This is a genomic window from Pseudomonas sp. TMW 2.1634 (genome assembly GCF_001703595.1).
GTDB classification, from domain to species: domain Bacteria; phylum Pseudomonadota; class Gammaproteobacteria; order Pseudomonadales; family Pseudomonadaceae; genus Aquipseudomonas; species Aquipseudomonas fragi.
Map to the genome: position 1 here is coordinate 1,330,651 of NZ_CP016849.1, position 20,617 is coordinate 1,351,267.

General features: G+C 62.9%; 20 protein-coding genes. 15 read left to right on the top strand and 5 right to left on the bottom strand.

The annotated features are described in order from the left end of the window. Positions 1-32: 32 nt before the first annotated feature. A complete protein-coding gene (locus BFC21_RS06275) occupies positions 33-722 on the bottom strand; it encodes a response regulator transcription factor (RefSeq protein WP_088377460.1) in 690 nt (229 codons plus the stop codon). 117 nt (positions 723-839) lie between these two features. Between BFC21_RS06275 and BFC21_RS06280 the strand changes: the two genes are divergently transcribed. Next, positions 840-1,532 carry a response regulator transcription factor gene (locus tag BFC21_RS06280; protein WP_088377461.1) on the top strand — a complete coding sequence of 231 codons (693 nt, stop codon included), beginning with the start codon at positions 840-842 and terminating at the stop codon, positions 1,530-1,532. After that, positions 1,510-2,874 carry a HAMP domain-containing sensor histidine kinase gene (locus BFC21_RS06285; protein WP_088377462.1) on the top strand — a complete coding sequence of 455 codons (1,365 nt, stop codon included), beginning with the start codon at positions 1,510-1,512 and terminating at the stop codon, positions 2,872-2,874. Before BFC21_RS06280 ends, BFC21_RS06285 begins: the two co-directional genes overlap by 23 nt. Before the next feature lie 2 nt (positions 2,875-2,876). Here BFC21_RS06285 and BFC21_RS06290 read toward each other — a convergent pair whose 3' ends face one another. Next, the gene (locus tag BFC21_RS06290; RefSeq protein ID WP_016781043.1) at positions 2,877-3,080 is read right to left on the bottom strand and encodes a co-regulatory protein PtrA N-terminal domain-containing protein; all 204 of its coding nucleotides are present in this window, start codon (positions 3,078-3,080) and stop codon (positions 2,877-2,879) included. A gap of 361 nt (positions 3,081-3,441) precedes the next feature. Between BFC21_RS06290 and BFC21_RS06295 the strand changes: the two genes are divergently transcribed. Next, positions 3,442-3,885 carry a nuclear transport factor 2 family protein gene (locus tag BFC21_RS06295; protein WP_088377463.1) on the top strand — a complete coding sequence of 148 codons (444 nt, stop codon included), beginning with the start codon at positions 3,442-3,444 and terminating at the stop codon, positions 3,883-3,885. 4 nt (positions 3,886-3,889) lie between these two features. Here BFC21_RS06295 and BFC21_RS06300 read toward each other — a convergent pair whose 3' ends face one another. Further along, positions 3,890-5,101, bottom strand: coding sequence for an MFS transporter (locus BFC21_RS06300; RefSeq protein ID WP_088379482.1), 1,212 nt, complete (start codon positions 5,099-5,101; stop codon positions 3,890-3,892). A 109-nt stretch (positions 5,102-5,210) separates the two neighbouring features. On the opposite strand from BFC21_RS06300, the gene BFC21_RS06305 reads away from it, so the two are divergent. Beyond that, positions 5,211-5,795, top strand: coding sequence for a flavin reductase family protein (locus BFC21_RS06305; RefSeq protein ID WP_088377464.1), 585 nt, complete (start codon positions 5,211-5,213; stop codon positions 5,793-5,795). A 999-nt stretch (positions 5,796-6,794) separates the two neighbouring features. Here the strand turns inward: BFC21_RS06305 and BFC21_RS06320 are convergent. Further along, complete coding sequence (locus tag BFC21_RS06320) at positions 6,795-8,138, bottom strand: amidase (RefSeq protein ID WP_095003734.1); 1,344 nt, start codon at positions 8,136-8,138, stop codon at positions 6,795-6,797. Between the two features lie 13 nt (positions 8,139-8,151). Beyond that, positions 8,152-9,483 (bottom strand): MFS transporter, encoded by a 1,332-nt coding sequence (locus BFC21_RS06325; RefSeq protein ID WP_088377466.1) that lies wholly within the window; start codon positions 9,481-9,483, stop codon positions 8,152-8,154. 211 nt (positions 9,484-9,694) lie between these two features. Between BFC21_RS06325 and BFC21_RS06330 the strand changes: the two genes are divergently transcribed. The 11 genes from BFC21_RS06330 (at position 9,695) to BFC21_RS06385 (ending at position 20,609) form a co-directional block, all read left to right on the top strand. Beyond that, positions 9,695-10,732: a LacI family DNA-binding transcriptional regulator gene (locus BFC21_RS06330; protein WP_088377467.1), complete on the top strand. Its 1,038-nt coding sequence runs from the start codon at positions 9,695-9,697 to the stop codon at positions 10,730-10,732. 175 nt (positions 10,733-10,907) lie between these two features. Further along, the gene (locus tag BFC21_RS06335; protein ID WP_083369526.1) at positions 10,908-12,011 is read left to right on the top strand and encodes an alkene reductase; all 1,104 of its coding nucleotides are present in this window, start codon (positions 10,908-10,910) and stop codon (positions 12,009-12,011) included. Between the two features lie 672 nt (positions 12,012-12,683). Continuing rightward, complete coding sequence (locus BFC21_RS06345) at positions 12,684-12,845, top strand: DUF2986 domain-containing protein (protein ID WP_088377468.1); 162 nt, start codon at positions 12,684-12,686, stop codon at positions 12,843-12,845. A 3-nt stretch (positions 12,846-12,848) separates the two neighbouring features. Then, positions 12,849-13,334: a GNAT family N-acetyltransferase gene (locus tag BFC21_RS06350; RefSeq protein WP_120265810.1), complete on the top strand. Its 486-nt coding sequence runs from the start codon at positions 12,849-12,851 to the stop codon at positions 13,332-13,334. A 170-nt stretch (positions 13,335-13,504) separates the two neighbouring features. Beyond that, positions 13,505-14,365, top strand: a complete 861-nt coding sequence (locus BFC21_RS06355; RefSeq protein WP_086797272.1) for a MurR/RpiR family transcriptional regulator — start codon at positions 13,505-13,507, stop codon at positions 14,363-14,365. Between the two features lie 38 nt (positions 14,366-14,403). After that, positions 14,404-14,955: a D-alanyl-D-alanine dipeptidase gene (gene ddpX / locus BFC21_RS06360; RefSeq protein WP_088377470.1), complete on the top strand. Its 552-nt coding sequence runs from the start codon at positions 14,404-14,406 to the stop codon at positions 14,953-14,955. 150 nt (positions 14,956-15,105) lie between these two features. After that, positions 15,106-16,671: an ABC transporter substrate-binding protein gene (locus tag BFC21_RS06365; RefSeq protein WP_088377471.1), complete on the top strand. Its 1,566-nt coding sequence runs from the start codon at positions 15,106-15,108 to the stop codon at positions 16,669-16,671. Between the two features lie 75 nt (positions 16,672-16,746). After that, entirely contained in the window at positions 16,747-17,763 is a 1,017-nt protein-coding gene (locus tag BFC21_RS06370) for an ABC transporter permease (protein ID WP_095003726.1), read from the top strand. 1 nt (position 17,764) lies between these two features. Beyond that, a complete protein-coding gene (gene ddpC / locus BFC21_RS06375) occupies positions 17,765-18,646 on the top strand; it encodes a D,D-dipeptide ABC transporter permease (protein ID WP_088377472.1) in 882 nt (293 codons plus the stop codon). A 2-nt stretch (positions 18,647-18,648) separates the two neighbouring features. After that, the gene (locus BFC21_RS06380) at positions 18,649-19,638 is read left to right on the top strand and encodes an ABC transporter ATP-binding protein (RefSeq protein WP_088377473.1); all 990 of its coding nucleotides are present in this window, start codon (positions 18,649-18,651) and stop codon (positions 19,636-19,638) included. Continuing rightward, on the top strand, positions 19,638-20,609 hold the full coding sequence (locus BFC21_RS06385; protein WP_088377474.1) for an ABC transporter ATP-binding protein: 972 nt from the start codon (positions 19,638-19,640) through the stop codon (positions 20,607-20,609). Before BFC21_RS06380 ends, BFC21_RS06385 begins: the two co-directional genes overlap by 1 nt. Positions 20,610-20,617: the final 8 nt, after the last annotated feature.

Genomic DNA, 20,617 nt, shown 5'->3' on the forward strand with positions numbered 1-20,617 from the left:
GCCAGAGCGTTCGTCGGCAGGTAAACTTTTATTTAGCCGGGCGCCGCCGGTGCCTCGAAGCTGTAGCCGGCACCGGGCACGGTCCTGATCAACGAATAATCGAAGCCTTCATCGAGTTTGCGGCGCAGACGATGGATATGCTTGTCGATCACATTGTCGTTGGGGTCGAAGGTGTAATCCCAGGCACTGTCGAGCAACATATCGCGGGTCACCACCTGGCCGCTGTGGCGCATGAGTTTTTCCAGCAACAGCGCCTCGCGATGCTGCAACGCAATCACCCTGCCCTGGCGCACGGCGGTGCGGGTGGCGCAATCCAGTTGCAGTTCGCCCACCTGGAGCTGGCGTGTCGGGCCGCTGCCTTGCTCACGGGTGCGCAACAGGGCGTCAAGGCGCGCCAGCACTTCGGCAAAGGCATAGGGCTTGGCCAGGTAATCGTCGCAGCCGGCCCGCAGACCTTCGACCTTGTCGGTGGTGGACGCCTGGGCGCTGAGCATCAGTACCGGCACCCGCAGCTGTTGCGCACGCAGGGCCTTGACCAGGGCGATGCCATCGAGGCCGGGCAAGCGGCGATCGACCACCAGCACGTCATGAATGCCCTCCAGGGCCATGCCCAGCCCCGTATTGCCGTCGCTGGCGATATCCACCACATGACCGCTTTCGCTCAGCCCGCGCAGCAGGTAGGCCGCCGTGCGAGCGTCATCTTCAACCACGAGAATGCGCAAGGTAGTGTCTCCGCCCGTCAAAACTAAACTTTTATTTAGCCGACGACGACGTGGCGCCGCCGCAGGCTCTGCCACACTATGCCATCTCTGCCTGATGATGCGAGCGGTGCAACTGCCATGACCCATGTACTGGTCGTCGAAGACGACGTGCCGACCTGCCGTGAAATCGAAGCGGCCCTGTGTGACCACGGCTTCACCGTGAGTTGCGCGCATACCGGCCGCGACGGCCTGCTCAAGGCCCTGAGCGAGCCTTTCGACCTGATCGTGCTGGACCGCATGCTGCCCGGCGGCCTCGACGGGCTTGGCCTGCTCACCGCCTTGCGCGCCGCGGGCGTGAGCACCCCGGTGCTGATCCTCAGTGCCCTCAGCGCCCTCGATGAACGGGTGCGTGGCCTGCGCGCCGGCGGTGATGATTACCTGACCAAGCCCTTCGAATTTATCGAACTGACGGCACGCCTGGACGCCCTTAACCGCCGGCGCGCCGAGCCGGCTGCCGAGGCACGGCAAACCCGCCTGCGCGTGGCCAGCCTGGAAATCGACCTGCTGAGCCGCACCGTGCGCCGGGGTGACCGCGTGATCGAACTGGTGCCCCGGGAATACGCCCTGCTCGAATACCTGATGCGCAACGCCGGGCAAGTCGTCACCCGCACCATGCTGTTCGAAGCCGTGTGGAATTACCGCTTCGATGAACGCACCAACGTCATTGAAGTGCATATGGGCCGCTTGCGGCGCAAGGTCGACGGCGAAGGTGAAGCGCCGATGATCCATACCATTCGCGGAGCCGGCTATGTCCTTCGTTCGCCTGAGTGAAATCCCGCGCACCATCAGTTTTCGCACCGGCCTGGTGTTTCTCGGCCTGTTTGGCTGCTCGTTCCTGGCCCTGTTCGGCTATGTGTACTGGCAGACGGCGGTGTACCTGAAAACCGAGGCCGACACCCTGCTCTATCGTCAGGTCGAAAACCGCAGCGCGCAGGACCCGCAGCTGCAACTCAGGGAAATCCGCAACCACGCCGCGCAGGACGCCGACGGGCGCATGCCCCACAGCCTGTTCGACGAACAGGGCCAGTTCCTCGCCGGGGCCATCGAGCAACTGCCACCGTTTACGGCCTACGACAAACCCCAGGAATTCCGCTGGAAAAAAGCCAACGGGCACCATCGCCCCGTGCGCTTTATCGTCCATCGCCTGGCCGACGGCAAGACCCTGCTGGTGGCCCAGGATATCCACGACATCCGCGAATTCGACGAACTGCTGATTCGCGCGCTGGTGTCCGGTGGTGTGCTGTTGCTGGTGGTGGGCCTGTTCGGGGCCGTGGTGCTGGGGTATTCGGCGCACCGGCGGCTGGACAAGGTCAGCCGCTCGATCAAGGGCATTATCGAAGGCGACCTCACCGGGCGCCTGCCGGTGCGGGGCAACAACGACGACATCGACCGCCTGGCCACCGTGGTCAACGGCATGCTCGATGAACTGGAGCGCTTGATGAGCGAGGTCAAGGGCGTGTGCGACGACATCGCCCACGACCTGCGCACCCCGCTGACTCGCCTGATCGCCGGCCTTGAGCGCACCCAGCGCCGTGGCCTGGATGAAGCGCAATACGCCGCCAGCATCGACGCGGCGTTGAACGAAGCCAAATCCCTGCTGCTGACCTTCAAGGCCCTGCTGCGCATCTCCGAAATCGAAGACAGCGCACGGCGCAGCCACTTCGCCCCGCTGGACCTGAACCTGATCAGTGCCGACGCCGTGGAGCTGTATGAACCCCTGGCACAGGAGCGCGACATCAACCTGACCCTGGAGCCCGCCCGGTTCCCGGCGGTGATGCCCGGCGATGCGCAACTGCTGTTCGATGCCATCTGCAACCTGCTGGACAACGCCATCAAGTTCTGCCCGGACCACAGCGAGGTGCGGTTGACCGTGATCAGTGAACCGAACCGGGTCGGGCTGTGCGTGACGGACAACGGCCCGGGTATCGCCCAGGCCGAGCAGGAAGCGGTGCTGCGCAGGCTCTACCGTGCAGAAGCCAGCCGCCATACCCCGGGCAATGGCCTGGGGCTGAGCATGGTTTCGGCGGTTGCGCGCCTGCATGACATGAAACTGAACATCAGCGACGCGGCGCCGGGCTGCCGTATCGAATTGACCACCCGGCGCACGGCCTGAGCTCAATTGGAGCGAGCGGTTTCGCTGCTGGACGCGGCCTGAGTGCTGGCCGTGGCGGTCTTTGTTGCCGACGGCTGCGCGCTGGCCTGGGCGGACGCCGTGGCTGCGTCCATCCGCGCCATGACCCGATCGGCACCGCCTTCGGCCATCGCAGCCACAGAGGCGGTCATCAGGGTTACAAGCAACAGGCTTTTGAGGGTATTCATGAGGCAAACTCCAGTGATAAATGGCGCCAACCCACAATTGGCTGGCTTGAACCTATCCTGAGGCCCCGGGCCTTACGGCCTGTTCTGCGCAACATGAATTTTTTGACAGGTACAGGTGGGAGCGGGCTTGCTCGCGATGGCAGCACCTCGGTCATCCTGCTGGAACGAGGTGCCTGCATCGCGGGCAAGCCCGGCTCCCACAAGGAAAACATGTCACTCGCAAACCCTGCATCCAGACAGCACCTGCGTTCGGTCGGCTGCGCCACTACCACGTCCGAACGGACGATGAGGCAACCCCCGCCCAGGTCGAGCATCAGCTTAGCCGGAACACTGCTGACAGACCGATAATCGAGGGGGCAAGATGGACATCGAACACCTGCTGCTTGAGCACCAGCTCAATGAAGTACTGGCTCGCTATGCGCGGGCCTGTGACCAGCGCGACTGGGCCGCGCTGGATGAGGTTTTTGTGCAGGAGGCAACCGCCGACTATGGCGGCTCCCTTCACCTGCAAGGGCGCGGGCCGATTGTGGCGATGATCCGCGCCCATCTCGGCGGTTGCGGCCCCTCTCAACACTTGCTCGGCAACCTGCTGGTCGAGGCCCGCGACGGGGCCGTGGCGAGTCACGTTTATGTACGCGCAGCCCATCGCGGCACCGGCAACCTGCACAGCATGACTTATGAATGCCTGGCCGAATATCAGGACCGCTGGGTGTCAACGCCCAACGGCTGGCGCATCGCCCATCGGCGCATGGATATCAGCCACGAGCTGGGATCGCGCGACGTCCTGCGTCCGGCGCTGGCCTGACAGATCAGTGGGCAAAGTCCCGTTGCGACTGGGTCTGGGCAGCCGCCTGCAGGGTGCGCAGCCCCAACCATACGATCAGCACCATCACCACCCCTGCGCCAATAGGCACGGCAAAACCTGCCCGGGCGCCATAGGCATCGATCACCAGCCCGGCCACCACCCCGCCCAACGCCACGCCGATGCTGATGCCGGTGGACATCCAGGTCAGGCCCTCGGTGACCCGCTCCGGCGGCAGTATCAAGGTGCCCAGGTTCATCACAATCACCATCGTCGGCGCAAAAGACACCCCGGAGATAAACAGCATCAACGCCAGGAAATACACCCCTGGGGAAAAAATCGGCAGCACCGCAGTGATGGCCGTGACCAGAATGCCGATGAAAAATTGTTGAGCCATAGGCATGGCAACCCTGAGGGCGCCGAAGGCCAGACCGGCGATCAGTGAGCCCAGGGCATAGGCGGCAAGGATAAAACTGGCGGATGCCGGCCAGCCATGGGCGTTGGCAAAAGCGACCACGGCCACGTCGACGGCGCCGCCAATCACACCCATGCCCAGCAGGGCCAGCACAATGGTGCGCAGGCCCGGCAAGCGCCAGGTCGAACCTGCTTCAGTGTTATCGACCTTGATCACCTGTGGCTCGGTCTGGCGCTGCATCACAAATGCCGTGACGCCAACTGCCAGTAGCACGGCCACCGCCAGCGGCCCGGCTTCGGCAAACAGCCCGGTACTCAGGCCGATTGCCAGGGGCGGACCGACGATAAAGGCCATTTCCGTCAGCACGGTGTCCAGGGAAAAGGCCGTATGCAGCAGCGGCTTGCCGCGAAACAGTTGCGTCCAGCGCGCCCGGGTCATGGCCGGCATGCTGGGCATGGTGCCTGCCAGTGCCGCCAGCACAAACAACAACGGCGCATCGGCACGCAGATGTGAAGCGGCGATCAAGCCCAGCAGCATGGCGATGCTGAACGCAGTAAACACCGGCAGCACCCGGCGCTGGCCCAGGCGGTCGACCCGTTTGGAAATCTGCGGTCCTGCCACGGCATTGGCCAGGGTAAAGGTGCCGGCCACTGCCCCGGCCAGCCAGTAAAGCCCGGTTTGCTGGACCAGCATGGTGATGATGCCGATACCAATCATTGCCTGCGGTAAGCGAGCGATGGAACTGGCGATCACCAGCCCCATGACGCCGGGTATGGCCACAAGGTCGCGGTAAGGATTGGCCATGAACACTTCCGTTTCAAAAGGTTTCAGATAAGCAATCAAGCATCGTATCCTGCATGCATTAAGTCAAAGCCTGCGGCCTTGACACCCCCTGCCCATTTGCGGAGCCCCAATGCCTGATCACATTGCAGCCGTCCCACTGGACAAAGCCTACCGACTGCTCAACCACGGCCCCACCGTTCTGGTCTCGGCCCGCCACGGCGGCGAACAGAATGTCATGGCGGCGGCGTGGGCCTGTGCGCTGGACTTTGCCCCGCCCAAACTGACCGTGGTGCTGGATAAAAGCGTGAAAACCCGCGAGCTGGTGGAAAGCAGCGGCACCTTTGTCATCCAGGTACCTACGGTAGCCCAAATCCACCTGACCAGCCGGGTCGGCAGCGTCAGCCTGTTCGATGACCCGGGCAAGCTTGGGCATTGCGGAGTGCAATTGTTCGAGCGGGAGGGCCATGACCTGCCCTTTGTCGAGGGGTGCTCAGCCTGGCTGGCGTGCAAGCTGATCCCGGAGCCGCATAACCAGACGGCCTACGACCTGTTTATTGGTGAGGTGGTTGCAGCCTGGGCTGATACCCGTGTGTTCAGCGAGGGCCACTGGCATTTTGAAACTGCCGACCCCGTCTTGCGCAGCCTGCATTACATCGCTGGTGGGCATTACTACGCCATCGGCGAAGCGCTGGATGTGGATGAGCACAATATTTAGCGGCGGGTGATAGCCCCGTGGGAGCTGGTATCTGGCTGGCATACCGCAGTGCTGCCATCGCGGGCAAGCCCGCTCCCACAAAGGCTCCTGGCAAGGCACAGATCCCGCTGGCAATGCATCACCTGTGGGAGCTGGCTTGCCTGCGATCCAGACGACGCGGTCTGTCAGGCACTGCGCAGCGATGCCATCGCGAGCAAGCCCGCTCCCACAAAGGCTCCTGGCAAGCCGCAGATTCCGCTGACAATGCATTACCTGTGGGAGCTGGCTTGCCTGCGATCCAGGCGACGCGGTGTGGCAGGCACTGCGCAGCGATGCCATCTCGAGCAAGCCCGCTTCCACAAAGGCTCCTGGCAAGGCACAGATTCTGTTGGCGATGAATAACCTGTGGGAGCTGGCTTGCCTGCGATGCGGACGGCGCGGTCTGTCAGGCACACCGCAGCGCTGCCATCGCGGGCAAGCCCGCTTCCACAAAGGCTCCTGGCAAGGCACAGATTCTGTTGGCGATGAATAACCTGTGGGAGCTGGCTTGCCTGCGATGCGGACGGCGCGGTCTGTCAGGCACACCGCAGCGCTGCCATCGCGGGCAAGCCCGCTTCCACAAAGGCTCCTGGCAAGGCACAGATTCTGTTGGCGATGAATAACCTGTGGGAGCTGGCTTGCCTGCGATGCGGACTACGCGGTCTGGCAGGCACTGCGCAGCGATGCCATCGCGAGCAAGCCCGCTCCCACAAAGGCTCCTGGCAAGCCGCAGATTCTGTTGGCGATGAATAACCTGTGGGAGCTGGCTTGCCTGCGATCCAGGCGACGCGGTGTGGCTGATGCACCGCAGGGATGCCATCGCGGGCAAGCCCGCTCCCACAAAGGCTCCTGGCAAGGCGCAGATTCCGCTGGCAATGCATTACCTGTGGGAGCTGGCTTGCCTGCGATGCGGACGGCGCGGTCTGGCAGGCACTGCGCAGCGATGCCATCGCGAGCAAGCCCGCTCCCACACACAGGGCATCAAAGCCTGCCCATTTCCTGCAACAGGCGATCATCCTCGCCAATGGCGCCAATCACCTGCAGCCCTACCGGCAAGCCCCTCACCTGCCCGGCAGGCAGGCTGATCGCCGGCAGGCCGGTAAGGTTCCAGGCACTGGTGTGGCTGAGCACCGCAGCACGCACGTCGATGTCCTGCTCGCCCACCCGCACTTCCCGCGCATCCACCGCCGTGGCAGTAATCGGCACGCTGGGCGATACCAGATAGTCATAGCGCTCGAACAACCGCGCCATCTCGGTCTTGAACAACGCCTGGGCAGCCTGGGCGCGGATGTATTGCCAGCCCCTGACTTCCTGCGATAACGCCAGCCGCTCGCGCACTTCCGGGTCGAACAATTGCGGTGCCTCGTGCATACGTTCGGCATGCACGTCATAGGCCTCGGCGCGCTGCAAGGTCAGCAGGGTGTCTTTCATGGCCGCCGCCAGCGGCGCCAGTTCGACAACCTCTTGCAACCCGTCACCGAACCACTGCCGCGCCACCTGCCGCACTTGCCGATCCACTTCGGCGTCAACCGGGCCGAAGGTGCCCGTGCTGATCCAGCCCACCCGCAGCGGTCGAACACGGTGTGCAGCCGCCACCGCGCGCCCGGCGATCACGCCATACAGCAAGCGCGCATCCGCAACGTTGTGGGCGATGGGCCCCACATGGTCAAGGCTCGACGACAGCGGGAACACCCCTTCCAGCGGCACGCCGCCAAACGACGGCTTGAAACCGACCACGCCGCACAAGGCGGCCGGAATCCGGATCGAGCCGCCGGTGTCGGTGCCCAGCGCCAGCGGCACCATGCCGCTGGCCACCGCTGCAGCACTGCCGGCGCTGGAGCCACCGGTGATGCAGCGCTCATCCCACGGGTTGCGCGCCGCCCCCTGCAACGAGCGGTCGCCAGTGGGGCCATAGGCGAATTCGTGGGTCAGGGTCTTGCCCACAATCACCGCCCCCGCCTCGCGCAGACGCTGCACGCACAGCGCATCCCGGCCCGGCCGGTGCCCTTGAAAATGCGCCGAGCCATAGGTGGTGATGTAATCAAAGGTGTCGATATTGTCCTTCACCGCCACGGGTATGCCCTGCAGCGGCCCCAGGTCCTGCCCCCGGGCAAACAGCGCATCGGCCTTGCGCGCCTGGGCCAGGGCGACGGGGGCGTCGACCTGCACAAAGGCGTTAAGCGTCGGGTTCAGCCGCGCGATGGTGTCCAGGGCGGCTTGGGTCAGCTCGACACTAGTCAGGCTGCCCGCGCGCAGGCGTTCGGCCAGCGCCGTGACCGATTGGCCACAAAAATATCCAGCGTGATCAGGCTTCACCAGGCTCATGCAAACAACTCCATCAAACAACGGCAGGGATAGGGGAACTGACAGCCTGACGACCGCCCGGGCGCACCATCAGCATGGCGCTCATGCCCAGGGCCGTAGCCACTGCAGCGGCCACGAACATCGACGAATAGCCATAACGCACGGTCAGGTAACCCGTGAGCATGGGCGCGATAAACGAAGCGGTGTTGGCAATAAAGCGGGTCATGCCGCTGTAGGCGCCTACGCGGTTGGATGGCGCGGTGTCGATCACCACGGCCCAGTAGACCGAGTTGGGCAGCGCGTTCAAGGCATTGGCCAGGGTCATCAGGGCGATCACACCCCATACGGTCTGGGCCTGGGACACCAGGATAAAACACAGGGTGGTCAGCAACAGGCAGATCGCCGCCAGCCAGCTGCGCGCCACTTTCAGGTTGCCGGTACGGCGCAGTAGAAAATCGGAAATCTTGCCACCCAGCAGCACGGTGAAACAGGCGCCCGTCCACGGGATCATGCCCATGTACCACAGCGACGACAGGTTGTAGTGGAACTCGTCCTGCAGGTATTTGGGAGTCCAGGTCAGCAGCAGGAAGGTCACGTACACAAACGCGAAGTAACCGACGGCGTTGAGCAGCAAGTCCTTGTTCTTGAAGAAGTGCCACACCGGCGCCACGGTGGTGGTCGGGGTTGAGGCATTGACAGCTTCGGCGCGTTCCTTGCGCAGGAACTCCAGCTCGGCTTTGGACACCCGCGGGTTTTCATCGGGGGTGTTGGTAAAGCGCGTCATGAAGAAAATCAGCAGCGCCAGGCTGACCACGCCCAGCACCACGAACATGCTGCGCCAGTCACCGGTCAGGGTTTGCAAACCCACCGCCACCGGTGCCGTGAGCAGCGCGCCCAGCGGGGTGCTGAGCAGGCCCACCGAGACCACAAACCCGCGTTCTTTGGGCGTGGCCCAGTTGGCCACGCTCTTGTTGATCACCGAGTAGGCCGGGCCTTCGGCAAAACCGAACATGACGCGAATCGTGGCAAAGCCGGCCATGGCCGAGCCACCGAGAAACGCCAGGCCAAAATCACCGGCAAATGCGGTGGCAATTTCAAAGATCGACCAGGTGCCCCCGGCAATCAGCCACACGCGCTTGGCACCGAAGCGGTCGGCCAGAATGCCGCCCACCAGCGCGCCGAGGATATAACCGTAACCGAAGTAACCCAGTACGTTGCCCCAGTCGGCCTTGTCGAAACCGTACTCGGGAAGGATGCTCGCCGAGGCATAGGCAATCGCGCCACGGTCGATGTAGTTGAGCAGCGCCATCAGCATGATCAGGAAGAAAATCTGGTAGCGGAAAGACGGGATCACTGGGGTGTGCATAGGAATCTGACTCTTGAAGTGATGGCAGAAGTCAAAAAGTCGGCCGTTATCGGCGTATTTTTATTGGCTACCCAAACGTTTGGGTAGACGGAATGTAGAGCGCCGAAAAACTTTAGTCAAACGTTTGGGTAAAAATTTAATTCCGGAGCTAGGTCCTCTGTTCGGGTAGAATCCGCGCGCTGAATAACGGACTGCCGGAAGCCTTGCCACCATGTCGAATCAATCTCGCCCCGCCACGTTGAAATCCATGGCGACCGCTCTGGGCATTCATGTGTCCACGGTGTCGCGAGTGCTCAATGGCGACCCGGCCGGGGTTGAACGCGCTGCGTCGGCCGAGGTGGTCGAGCGTATTCGCGCGTTGGCAAAAGAGCTGGATTACCGGCCAAACACCCAGGCATCCAACCTGAAACTGCGCAAAAGTCAGGAAATCTGCGTGCTTATGCCGCGCCTGACCGACCTGGTGATGGCGACCATCTACGACAGCATCGACAGCACCGCCGAGCAGGCTGGCTACCTGACTTTTGTGTCCAACACCGACGACCAGCAACCCCGGCAGATGGCCCGCGCCGAACACGCCCTGCGCCGCTCGGTGGCCGGGCTGATTGTGGGCGACTCCCATGTGGGTGACACCCAGCCCCTGCTCGACCTGCTGATGCGCAAACACATCCCCTATGTGTTGGTTAGCCGGCAGATTGCCGGCCACCTTACGGCGGGCAGTGACGATGAACTGGGCGGCTGGCTGGCGGCAGAGCACTTGTTCCGCCAGGGTTTTACCGACGTGGCCATACTGGCCGGTGAACGGCATGCCTCCACGGGGGCAGACCGCACCCGCGGCTTTACCCGTTACTACCGCGAAAAAGGCATCGCCCTGCGCCCGGAGTGGACCCTTAACGGCCCGTTCGACAGCCTGACCGGTCACAGGCAAGGCGCATACCTGCTGGAGCTCAACCCACGGCCGCAGGCGTTTTTCGCGGTCAACGACTTCCTGGCCATCGGCTTGATGGGCGCGGCGCGGGACAAAGGCCTGGTGCCGGGCAAGGACATCGCGGTGGTCGGCTTCAACGACATCCCCCTGGCCAATGAACTGACCGTCCCCCTGACCAGCGTGCGCCTGCCGCTGGCTGACATGGGTCAACGCGCCGTTGAGTTATTGCTCAAACGCATCAAGGGCGAAGCCTGTGAGTCGATTATCCTCCCGCCGCAGTTGCAGGTGCGGGCGAGTTCATCGGTAGTGCGCCGCACTGAATGAGAAAAACGCCAGGTACTGGTTAAGGCATACGACGCCAGGCTCGCTCACACCGCCTTGATTGTGGAATTCAGCGCCACAATGTTTGGAATCCATAGCAGATTATCCATCCGTGGCTTCGCAGTATAGTGACTCTGATCGGCGCCACACCGCGCCCCACTTCAGAGGTCACAGCCTTATGAGCATGCTTTTTTCCCCCTTCAACCTGTCGGGAATCGCGCTGAAGAACCGTGTCGTGATGGCGCCGATGACCCGCGCCCGTGCCCTCAACGATATCCCTGACGCCCTGACCACGCTTTACTACCGCCAGCGGGCCAGCGCCGGCCTGATTATCAGCGAAGGTGTGCCGGTGTCCATCCAGGGGCGCGGCTACCTGTTCAACCCCGGCCTGTACAACCAGGAACAAGTGCAGGGCTGGAAGCAGGTTACCGACGCCGTCCACGAAGAAGGCGGCAAGATATTTGCCCAGCTCTGGCATGTGGGACGGGTCTCGCACACCACCTTGCAGCCCGGGGGCGGCGCCCCGGTGTCATCGAGCGACAGGCTGGCGGCCAACTCCATGACCTATGCCTGGGATGAAAACCGCCAGCCGGGCCCGATCCAGGCCAGCACGCCGCGGGCGCTTTCAACCCTTGAGGTCGAAGGGCTGGTCCAGGACTTCGTACTGGCCGCCCGCCGGGCGATGGAAGCCGGTTTTGACGGTGTGGAGATTCATGGCGCGAACGGCTACCTGTTCGAGCAATTTATCAACCCGGGCGTCAACGACCGTACCGACCGTTACGGTGGCTCGATCGACAACCGCATTCGCCTGCTGCTGGAAACCATCGACGCCGTGGCCGAGGAAATTGGCGGCAGCAAGGTTGGGGTGCGCATCTCGCCCTTTGGCCGTCTCTTCGACATGGCCCCCTTTGCTGACGAAGCGCAGACCTGGGTTACCGTTGCCCGGCAATTGCAGGAGCGGCACATCGCCTACGTTCACTTGAGCGACCAGTTGACCATTGGCGCCGAGCGCATGCCCGAAGGCTTTGCCCAGGCGTTTCGCGACTCGTACCAGGGCACCCTGATTGCGGCCGGCGGTTTTGACCGGGACTCGGCACAGGCGACGCTGGAGGCTGGCGAGCTGGACCTGGTTGCGTTTGGCAGACCCTTTATCGCCAACCCCGACCTGGTGGCGCGCATGCAAAACGGCTGGCCGATCGCCCTGCCCGACCGTGCCACGTTCTACGGCAACAGCGGCGAAAAAGGTTATGTCGACTATCCCTGCCATGCATCTGCGCGATAGGTTTACCTGAACCCTTTGTGGGAGCGGGCTTGCCCGCGATGGCAGCGCTGCGGTGCATCAGCCACACCGCGTAGCCTGGATCGCAGGCAAGCCAGCTCCCACAGGTGATGCATCGCCACCAGAATCCGTGCCTTGCCAGGCCCCTTTGTGGGAGCGGGCTTGCCCGCGATGGCAGCGCTGCGGTGCATCAGCCAGACCGCGTCGCCTGGATCGCAGGCAAGCCAGCTCCCACAGGTGATGCATCGCCAACAGAATCCGCGCCTTGCCAGGCCCCCTTGTGGGAGCGGGCTTGCCCGCGATGGTATCCCTGCGGTGCATCAGCCACACCGCTTAGCCTGGATCGCAAGCAAGCCAGCTCCCACAGGTGATGCATCGCCAACAGAATCCGCGCCTTGCCAGGCCCCCTTGTGGGAGCGGGCTTGCCCGCGATGGCAGCGCTGCGGTGCATCAGCCACACCGCGTCGCCTGGATCGCAGGCAAGCCAGCTCCCACAGGTGATGCATCGCCAACAGAATCCGCGCTTTGCCAGGCCCCCTTGTGGGAGCGGGCTTGCCCGCGATCAGCGCAAAACCAGACCCCCACTGCAATCCCGCCAACCGATATTTTCATATCAGTCCACCCTCGCCCCCTGTAAAATCACCGCCCTACGCCCCACACACCGAGCAGTAACCCATGAATCGTCGCAAAAAAATCAACCAGATATTGAAGGCCAATGCCAAGAAGGCCAACGCCAAGCTGGCCCCGAAGAACAAGAACCCGTACATCAGCAAGGCTGACCGACTCAAGCTGGCCGAGCAAGCTGAACAGGAAGCAACCCCGTCCACCGAGAGCTGAGCCATGCCTCTGTTCAGACAGGCAACACCCCAGGACGCCGAAACCTGCTATCAGCTCGAAATCAGCGCTTATGAAGGCGATGAAGCCGCCACGCTGGCGAAGATTGCCACGCGCATCGCCCAGTACCCCCAAGGCTTTCTGATCCTTGAGCAGGCCGGCGAAATCGTCGGCTTTATCAACAGCGGCTGTGCCCATTCGGTCGTGATGTCGGATGAGGATTTCAAGGAGCTGGTCGGTCATGATCCCGCGGCACCCAATGTGGTGATCATGTCCGTGGTGGTGGCCCCGGCCCACCAGGGCAAGGGCTTTGCCAGGCTGCTGATGGACCAGTTTGTCAGGCAGATGCGCAGCCAGGGCAAGGCAACCATCCACCTGATGTGCAAAGAACAGCATGTCCAGCTCTATGCAAAAATGGGCTATGAATATGTTCAACCTTCGCCCTCCGAACATGGCGGCATGGCCTGGCATGAAATGCTCATGACCCTCTGACTGCCTTGACGAGCGCCCGCGGCGCTCGTTGCACGACCCAAAACACCCCCATTCATGAAAACCACGCCACCCGCAGAAAAGGCGTTGTATTGTCTCGAAAACAAATGTTATGTTCGTAACACAAGGCACGCAAATGACATGCCTATAACAATTAAACCGTCGGCGCGCTTATGTCCCTGGAAAAGAACAGTTTTCTTCAGTTGCTGGAACACGAGTTCTCCAACCTGACCCCCACCGGCAAGCGCATCGCCAGTTATCTGCTGGGCAATCCGCAGCAGTTGCCGTTCGAGTCCGCCGACAGCATTGCGCAGCAGGCCAGCACCACCGGTATTTCCGTGGGGCGGTTTTTGCGCTCGCTGGGTTACCAGAACCTCGATGAGGTCAAGCAAAGCCTGCGCGGTGAGGCGCCCTCCTCCTGGCTGATCACCGACCGCATCGGCGCCTTCCGCGCAGAAAACACCCACGACGATGCTCTCGAGCGCTCCATGCACCGTGAAGTCGAGGCCATTCAGCAGGTGTACGGCCTGGCCCGCAGCGACGCCTTTGCCAGCATCGTGCAACGCATTCACGACGCCGATGCGGTGTTTATCCTCGGCATCCAGTCCACTCGCGGCATTCTCACCGCCTTTCACAGCCACCTCGAATACATCCGCCCCAAGGTGTATTACGTCGACGGCCTGTCCGGCATTTATGCCGAAACCCTGAATTCCGGCTTCGCCAACCCCTACGCGATCATTGCCGACTTCCGCGCCTATTCCAGCGTGACCCAGACCTTCTGTGACGCCGCCATCGAGCACGACCTGCCCCTGGCCCTGATCACCGACCTGCAATGCCCCTGGGCCCGGGATTACCCGCTGGACCTGCTGCAGATCAAGACCGATGTCGGCCAGTTCTGGGATTCCCCGGCGCCCCTGGCGTGCCTGCTGAACCTGATGGTTTCAGCCGTCGCGGAAAAATACGGCGAGCACCTGGATGCGCGCCTGGCCAAAAACCGTCAACTGCAAAAAGCCTTTGGCCAGTTCGAAGGCTGAGCCTGTCGCCCGAAACCAATCACCACTGGAGTGTTTGTGTGAATCAAAGCGTTGCATACCCAAGCCCGCTCGTTGATATCGATGCCGAGCAGTACCAGGTGCAGATCGAGATGATCTATGCCACGGCCGATAACCTGGCCGGCAAAGCGATCTACCCCACCGCCCGTTGCCAGTTGCACCGCGATGCCGCTGCGTGTTTGCGCAAGGCCGTCGAGCTGGCCGCCCTGGCGGGTTTTACCCTGCGCATCTATGACGCCTACCGGCCGCCCTACGCGCAATTCCTGTTATGGGAAGCCCTGCCCAATGGCGACTATGTGCGCGACCCGCACCTGGGCTCCCATCACAGCCGCGGCGTGGCCGTGGACCTGACCCTGGTGGACGCCGACGGCCAGCCACTGGACATGGGCACGGCGTTCGATGCGATGCAAGACCAGTCCCATCAGTTCTACCCCGACCTGCCGCCCAACGTGCAGCGCAACCGCCTGTTGCTGCTGGGCATCATGCTGATTGCCGGCTTCCACGCGATCGCCACGGAGTGGTGGCATTACGAGTTGCCCAACGCCGACGACTACCCCCTGATCAACCCCTGATCCGGCCTACGAAACCCCAGAGTTTCGCGGCCAGCACCACTGCTTGAACACAACAAGAAAACGCTGCACACCTGCTTCACCTGCTACTGCCCGGTTATAGATTCCAAAAATAAACCTACTTCCAGATATCGAATGTTGAAGGAAACCGGCATGACCCTGATAAACACCGCTTCACGCACCCGCAACCTGTTGCCGAGCCTGCTCTGTGCTGCCCTGAGCCTTGGCGCCTGGCAAGCGGCTACCGCTGCCACCGCCCAGGACACGCTGATCATCGGCAAGCCCGCCGACCCGCAAACCCTCGACCCGGCCGTGACGTTCGACAACAACGACTGGACCATCACCTACCCGTCGTACCAGCGCCTGGTGGGCTACAAAACCGACGGCGAAAAAAGCACCACCGAAGTCCAGGGCGACCTGGCCGAAAGCTGGACCGTGTCCCCGGACAACCTGGTCTGGGAATTCAAGCTCAAGCCCGGCAACAAGTTCGATGACGGCACCGAAGTGGACGCCAATGCCGTGAAGTTTTCCTTCGATCGTCTGATGACCCTCAAACAAGGGCCGTCGGGTGCATTCCCCGAAGACATGGTGGTCGAGGTCGTCAACCCGCAGACCATCCGCTTCACCCTCAAGACCCCGTTCGCGCCCTTCCTGTTCACCCTGGCCCACAACGGCGCGTCCATCGTCAACCCGCTGGTGGCCGCCAAGGGCGCCGAGGCCAATGCCTGGCTCTCCAGCCATACCGCAGGCTCGGGCCCCTACCGCCTGGCCAACTGGCAGAAAGGCCAGTCCCTGACCATGGAGCCCAACCCCCACTACGCCGGGGCCAAGCCGGCACTGAAAACCGTGGTGCTGAAGATCATCGCCGAACCTTCGGTACGCCGCCTGCAACTGGAGCGCGGTGATCTGGACATCATCGAAGACATGCCCGAAGACCAGCTCGGCTCCCTGGCCAGCAAGCCGGGCGTGGTGGTCAAGGAATACCCGTCGCTGCGCGTGACCTACCTGTACCTGAACAACAAGCAAGGCCCGCTGACCAACGTCGATGCGCGTCGGGCCATCACCGAGGCCGTGGACTACAACGGTATCGTCAAGGGCATTCTCAAGGGCAAGGCCGAACTGCTCAACGGGCCGATCCCGGACGGCATGTGGGCCTACGACAGCTCGCTGCCAGCCATGAAACAGGACATGCAGGCCGCCGCCGACAGCCTGGCCAAGGTGCCGAAAAAGATCACCAACCTGAGCTACATGTACTCGGACAAGGACGCCAACTGGGAGCCGATAGGCCTGACCCTGCAAGCGGCGCTGATGCCCCTGGGCATCAACCTCAAGCTGGAAAAAACCGCCAACGCCACCCTGCGCGAACGGGTCGGCCAGGCCGACTACGACATCGCCGTCGGCACCTGGAGCCCGGACTTTGCCGACCCCTACATGTTCATGAACTTCTGGTTCGACTCCAAGATGCAGGGCCTGCAGGGCAACCGCTCGTTCTACAGCAACCCCCAGGTCGATACCCTGATCCGCGAAGCCGCCACCACCAGTGACACCGCGAAACGCACCGAGCTGTACCAGCAGGCGCAGAAAAAGGTGCTCAACGACAGTGCCTACGTTTACCTCTATCAGAAGAGCTACACCCTGCCGATGCGTGATTCGGTCAAGGGCTATGTGTTCAACCCGATGCTCGAACAGGTGTTCAACCTGGGCAGCATGAGCAAGTAAACCTGCTGCTGCGTGCGCGCCAGCATTGGCGCGCATGGCGTTGGATTTCTGTCGTTAGAGTGACTGAGGTGCCCTATGGCCTTCCTGACGTTGTTGCGCAAGCGCCTGCTTGGCCTGTTACTGGTCGTGTTCGGTGTCTCGCTGATTACCTTTACCATTTCCCACCTGATTCCCGGCGACCCGGCCCGGTTGATCGCCGGTGACCGGGCCAGCGATGCGCTGGTGGCCGGCATCCGCCATCAGCTGGGGCTGGATCTGCCGCTGTACCAGCAATACGGCCGTTATGTGCTCGACCTGGTGCAGGGCGACCTGGGCACCTCGATCCGCACTAACCGCCCGGTGCTGGAAGACCTGCAGGCGTTTTTCCCGGCCACTTTGGAGCTGGCCCTGGTGGCGCTGTTTCTCGCCATTGTGGTCGGCGTGCCGCTGGGTGTGCTGTCGGCGGTGTACCACAACCGCGCCATCGACCAGATTGCCCGCACCCTGGCCGTGACCGGTATCTCCACCCCGGCGTTCTGGCTGGGCCTGGGCGCCATCGTGCTGTTCTACGGGCACCTCGGCTGGCTGCCTGGCGGCGGGCGTTTGTCGGAAGGACTGACACCCCCCAACACCATCACCGGTTTCTACCTGATCGACTCATTGCTGGCGGGTAACTTCAGCCTGTTTGTCGATGCGCTCAAGCACTTGATCCTGCCCGCCGCCACCCTGGGCTTTGTGACCCTGGGGGTTATCTCGCGGCAAATTCGCTCGGCCATGCTTGATCAACTGGGCGAGGACTATATCCGCACCGCCCGCGCTTATGGCCTGTCGAAATGGACTGTGATCCTGCGCCATGCGCTGCCCAATGCGCTGATTCCTTCTGTAACCGTACTGGGCCTTACCCTGGGCGACCTGCTCTACGGCGCAGTCCTGACCGAGACCGTATTCGCCTGGCCGGGCATGGGTGCCTATGTGGTCAAGTCGATCCAGTCCCTGGATTTCCCGGCGGTGATGGGCTTCGCCATCCTGGTGTCGTTTATCTATGTACTGCTGAACATGGCCATCGATCTGCTGTACCGGGTGATCGACCCGCGTATCGGCGAGGTGAATTGAAATGTCCGTGCCTTTAACCGCAACACACAGCCCGCAATGGCGTGAAAAACTCACCTACCTGGCCTACCAGATCCGCCGCAGCCCGCTGACCATGGCCGGCCTGTTGATCACCCTGATGGTGGTGATGTGCATGATTTTCGCCCCCTGGCTGGCCAGCCACGACCCCAATGCCCTGAACCTGGCCGAGCGCCTGGCGCCGCCTTCTGCCGAACACTGGTTCGGCACCGACGAAGTGGGCCGTGACCTGTTCAGCCGGGTGCTGTACGGCAGCCAGCAATCGGTGGGCGTCGGCCTGTTCGTGGCCTTTGCCTCGTGCTTTATCGGCGGCCTGCTGGGCTGTTTTTCCGGGGTGATCGGCGGGCGCTTCGACGCCCTGACCATGCGCCTGATGGACATCATGCTGTCGGTGCCGTCGCTGGTGCTGATCATGGCCCTGGCTGCCGCACTGGGCGCCAGCCTGTTCAACGCCATGCTGGCCATTACCCTGGTGCGCATCCCGTCCTATGTGCGCTTGGCTCGCGGCCAGGCCCTGGGCATCCGCCAGATGGGCTACGTCAAGGCCGCCGAAACCTTCGGCGCCCGGCGCTGGCACATGGTGCACTGGCATGTGGCGCGCAATGCCATGCCGCCTTTGCTGGTGCAACTGAGCCTGGATATCGGCAGCGCCATCCTCATGGCCTCGGCCCTGGGCTTTATCGGCCTGGGCGCGCAACAGCCCACGGCGGAATGGGGCGCAATGGTCGCTACCGGGCGCAACTACATCCTCGACAACTGGTGGTACTCGACCTTTCCGGGGCTGGCGATCCTGATCACCGCCACCGGCTTCAACTTGCTGGGCGATGGCGTGCGCGATCTGCTCGACCCACGGCAACAGGGGAAATGACCATGACTCATTCGCAACCCGTACTGGCCATCGACAACCTGAGCCTGGAATTCCCGGCCTACAAAAGCAGCGTCAAGGCACTCAACGGCGTGTCGCTGCACGTCAACCCCGGCGAGATTGTCGGCGTGGTCGGCGAGTCTGGCTCTGGCAAGTCGGTGACCGCCATGCTGAGCATGCGCCTGCTGCCCGAGCGCAGCTATCGCATCACCTCCGGGAGCCTGAGCATGCTCGGCCGCGACATGCTCAAGGCGCCGGAAAAGGACCTGCTGAACATCCGTGGCCGCGATGCGGCGATGATCTTCCAGGAGCCCATGACCGCGCTCAACCCGACCCGGCGCATCGGCCGGCAGATGCTCGACGTGATCATCCACCACCAGAAAATCAGTGCCAGCGCAGCCCACGCCAAGGCGGTTGCCCTGCTGCGCGACATGCACATCGCCAGCCCCGAGCAGGTGCTGGAAAGCTACCCGTTCGAACTGTCAGGGGGTATGCGCCAGCGGGTGATGATTGCCCTGGCCTTCTCCTGCGAACCGCAACTGCTGATTGCCGACGAACCCACCACCGCGCTGGACGTGACCGTACAACGCCAGGTGCTGTTGCTGCTGCGCGAAAAGGCCCGGCAAAAAGGCACTGCCATCCTGTTGATCACCCACGACATGGCCTTGGTGTCGCAGTTCTGCGACCGGGTGTATGTGATGTACACCGGCGCGGTGGTGGAACAGGGCCTTACCGCCGACGTCATGAGCAACCCGCAACACCCCTACACCCGGGGTCTGCTTAGCGGCCTGCCGGAGATGGTCGAGCCGGGGCAGCCGCTGCTGACCATTCCCGGGCAAGTCCCCAACCTGTCGCGCCTGCCCGCCGGCTGCACCTTCGCCGAACGTTGTGTACATGCCATGCACGTGTGCGGCGAGCGCCCGGTGCTGACCGCCATCAACCAGGACGAACAACGCAAGCGTGCGTGCTGGTTGCCGCAACAGGAGCTTTCATAATGAACAGTGCGCTGATCTACCCCGTCAACCAGAGCGGCCCCGAGATTCTGAAACTGGCCGACGTGCGCGTGCGCTTTCCCGTCAGCAACGACTGGCTGGGCCGGCCCCGGGGCTACGCCCACGCGCTCAATGGCATCGACCTGCAGGTGCGGGCCGGGGAAACCCTGGGCATCGTCGGCGAGTCGGGCTGCGGCAAAAGCACCCTGGCACAACTGCTGATGGGCCTGCTCAAGCCCAGCAGCGGCGAGCTGAGCTGGGCCAACGGCAGCAAAGGCGAAGGCAGCAGCAACGTGCAGATCGTGTTCCAGGACCCGCAGTCGTCGCTCAACCCGCGCCTGCCGATCTGGCGCATCATCACCGAGCCGCTGTACGCCCGGGGCATGCGCTCGAACGAACAGATGCGCAGCATTGCCGCCAAAGTAGCGGCCCAAGTAGGTATCCGCCCCGAGTACCTGGACCGATTTGCCCACCAGTTTTCCGGTGGTCAGCGCCAACGCATCGCAATTGCCCGGGCACTGTCATCGGACCCGGACATCATCGTCCTCGACGAACCGACTTCGGCGCTGGATATCTCGGTGCAGGCACAGATCCTCAACCTGCTGGCCGAATTGCAGCAGGCGCGTAACCTCACCTATATCCTGATCTCCCACAACGTCTCGGTGGTGCGCCATATGGCCGACCGCGTGGCGGTGATGTACCTGGGGCAGATTGTCGAACTGGGCAGCGCCGCCCAGGTGCTCGACCAGCCGCACCACCCTTACACGCGCCTGCTGTTCGAAGCCGTGCCGCGCCTGGGTGTGCCCTTGCGCGCCGAGCAGGTCGCGGCCCCCACCGAACTGCCGGGCAACCGCAAGCTGCCTGAAGGGTGTTTCTTTCTGGAGCGTTGCAGCTCAAGCCGCGAGGGCTGCGGCCAGCCCCAGGTGATGCGAGGGGGCGAGCACCAGCGGGTAAGGTGCCACGTTATGGGCTGAAACGGCTG

What these genes read in the sequence shown, in the direction of transcription:
- BFC21_RS06295 (WP_088377463.1), top strand. Translation starts at nt 3,442, where the DNA reads ATGGACATCGAACACCTGCTGCTTGAGCACCAGCTCAATGAAGTACTG.
- BFC21_RS06300 (WP_088379482.1), bottom strand. Translation starts at nt 5,101, where the DNA reads ATGGCCAATCCTTACCGCGACCTTGTGGCCATACCCGGCGTCATGGGG.
- BFC21_RS06325 (WP_088377466.1), bottom strand. Translation starts at nt 9,483, where the DNA reads ATGCACACCCCAGTGATCCCGTCTTTCCGCTACCAGATTTTCTTCCTG.
- BFC21_RS06355 (WP_086797272.1), top strand. Translation starts at nt 13,505, where the DNA reads ATGTCCCTGGAAAAGAACAGTTTTCTTCAGTTGCTGGAACACGAGTTC.
- BFC21_RS06370 (WP_095003726.1), top strand. Translation starts at nt 16,747, where the DNA reads ATGGCCTTCCTGACGTTGTTGCGCAAGCGCCTGCTTGGCCTGTTACTG.
- BFC21_RS06320 (WP_095003734.1), bottom strand. Translation starts at nt 8,138, where the DNA reads ATGAGCCTGGTGAAGCCTGATCACGCTGGATATTTTTGTGGCCAATCG.
- BFC21_RS06290 (WP_016781043.1), bottom strand. Translation starts at nt 3,080, where the DNA reads ATGAATACCCTCAAAAGCCTGTTGCTTGTAACCCTGATGACCGCCTCT.
- BFC21_RS06380 (WP_088377473.1), top strand. Translation starts at nt 18,649, where the DNA reads ATGACTCATTCGCAACCCGTACTGGCCATCGACAACCTGAGCCTGGAA.
- BFC21_RS06345 (WP_088377468.1), top strand. Translation starts at nt 12,684, where the DNA reads ATGAATCGTCGCAAAAAAATCAACCAGATATTGAAGGCCAATGCCAAG.
- BFC21_RS06385 (WP_088377474.1), top strand. Translation starts at nt 19,638, where the DNA reads ATGAACAGTGCGCTGATCTACCCCGTCAACCAGAGCGGCCCCGAGATT.
- BFC21_RS06335 (WP_083369526.1), top strand. Translation starts at nt 10,908, where the DNA reads ATGAGCATGCTTTTTTCCCCCTTCAACCTGTCGGGAATCGCGCTGAAG.
- BFC21_RS06280 (WP_088377461.1), top strand. Translation starts at nt 840, where the DNA reads ATGACCCATGTACTGGTCGTCGAAGACGACGTGCCGACCTGCCGTGAA.
- BFC21_RS06365 (WP_088377471.1), top strand. Translation starts at nt 15,106, where the DNA reads ATGACCCTGATAAACACCGCTTCACGCACCCGCAACCTGTTGCCGAGC.
- BFC21_RS06350 (WP_120265810.1), top strand. Translation starts at nt 12,849, where the DNA reads ATGCCTCTGTTCAGACAGGCAACACCCCAGGACGCCGAAACCTGCTAT.
- ddpC (WP_088377472.1), top strand. Translation starts at nt 17,765, where the DNA reads ATGTCCGTGCCTTTAACCGCAACACACAGCCCGCAATGGCGTGAAAAA.
- BFC21_RS06285 (WP_088377462.1), top strand. Translation starts at nt 1,510, where the DNA reads ATGTCCTTCGTTCGCCTGAGTGAAATCCCGCGCACCATCAGTTTTCGC.
- BFC21_RS06330 (WP_088377467.1), top strand. Translation starts at nt 9,695, where the DNA reads ATGTCGAATCAATCTCGCCCCGCCACGTTGAAATCCATGGCGACCGCT.
- BFC21_RS06305 (WP_088377464.1), top strand. Translation starts at nt 5,211, where the DNA reads ATGCCTGATCACATTGCAGCCGTCCCACTGGACAAAGCCTACCGACTG.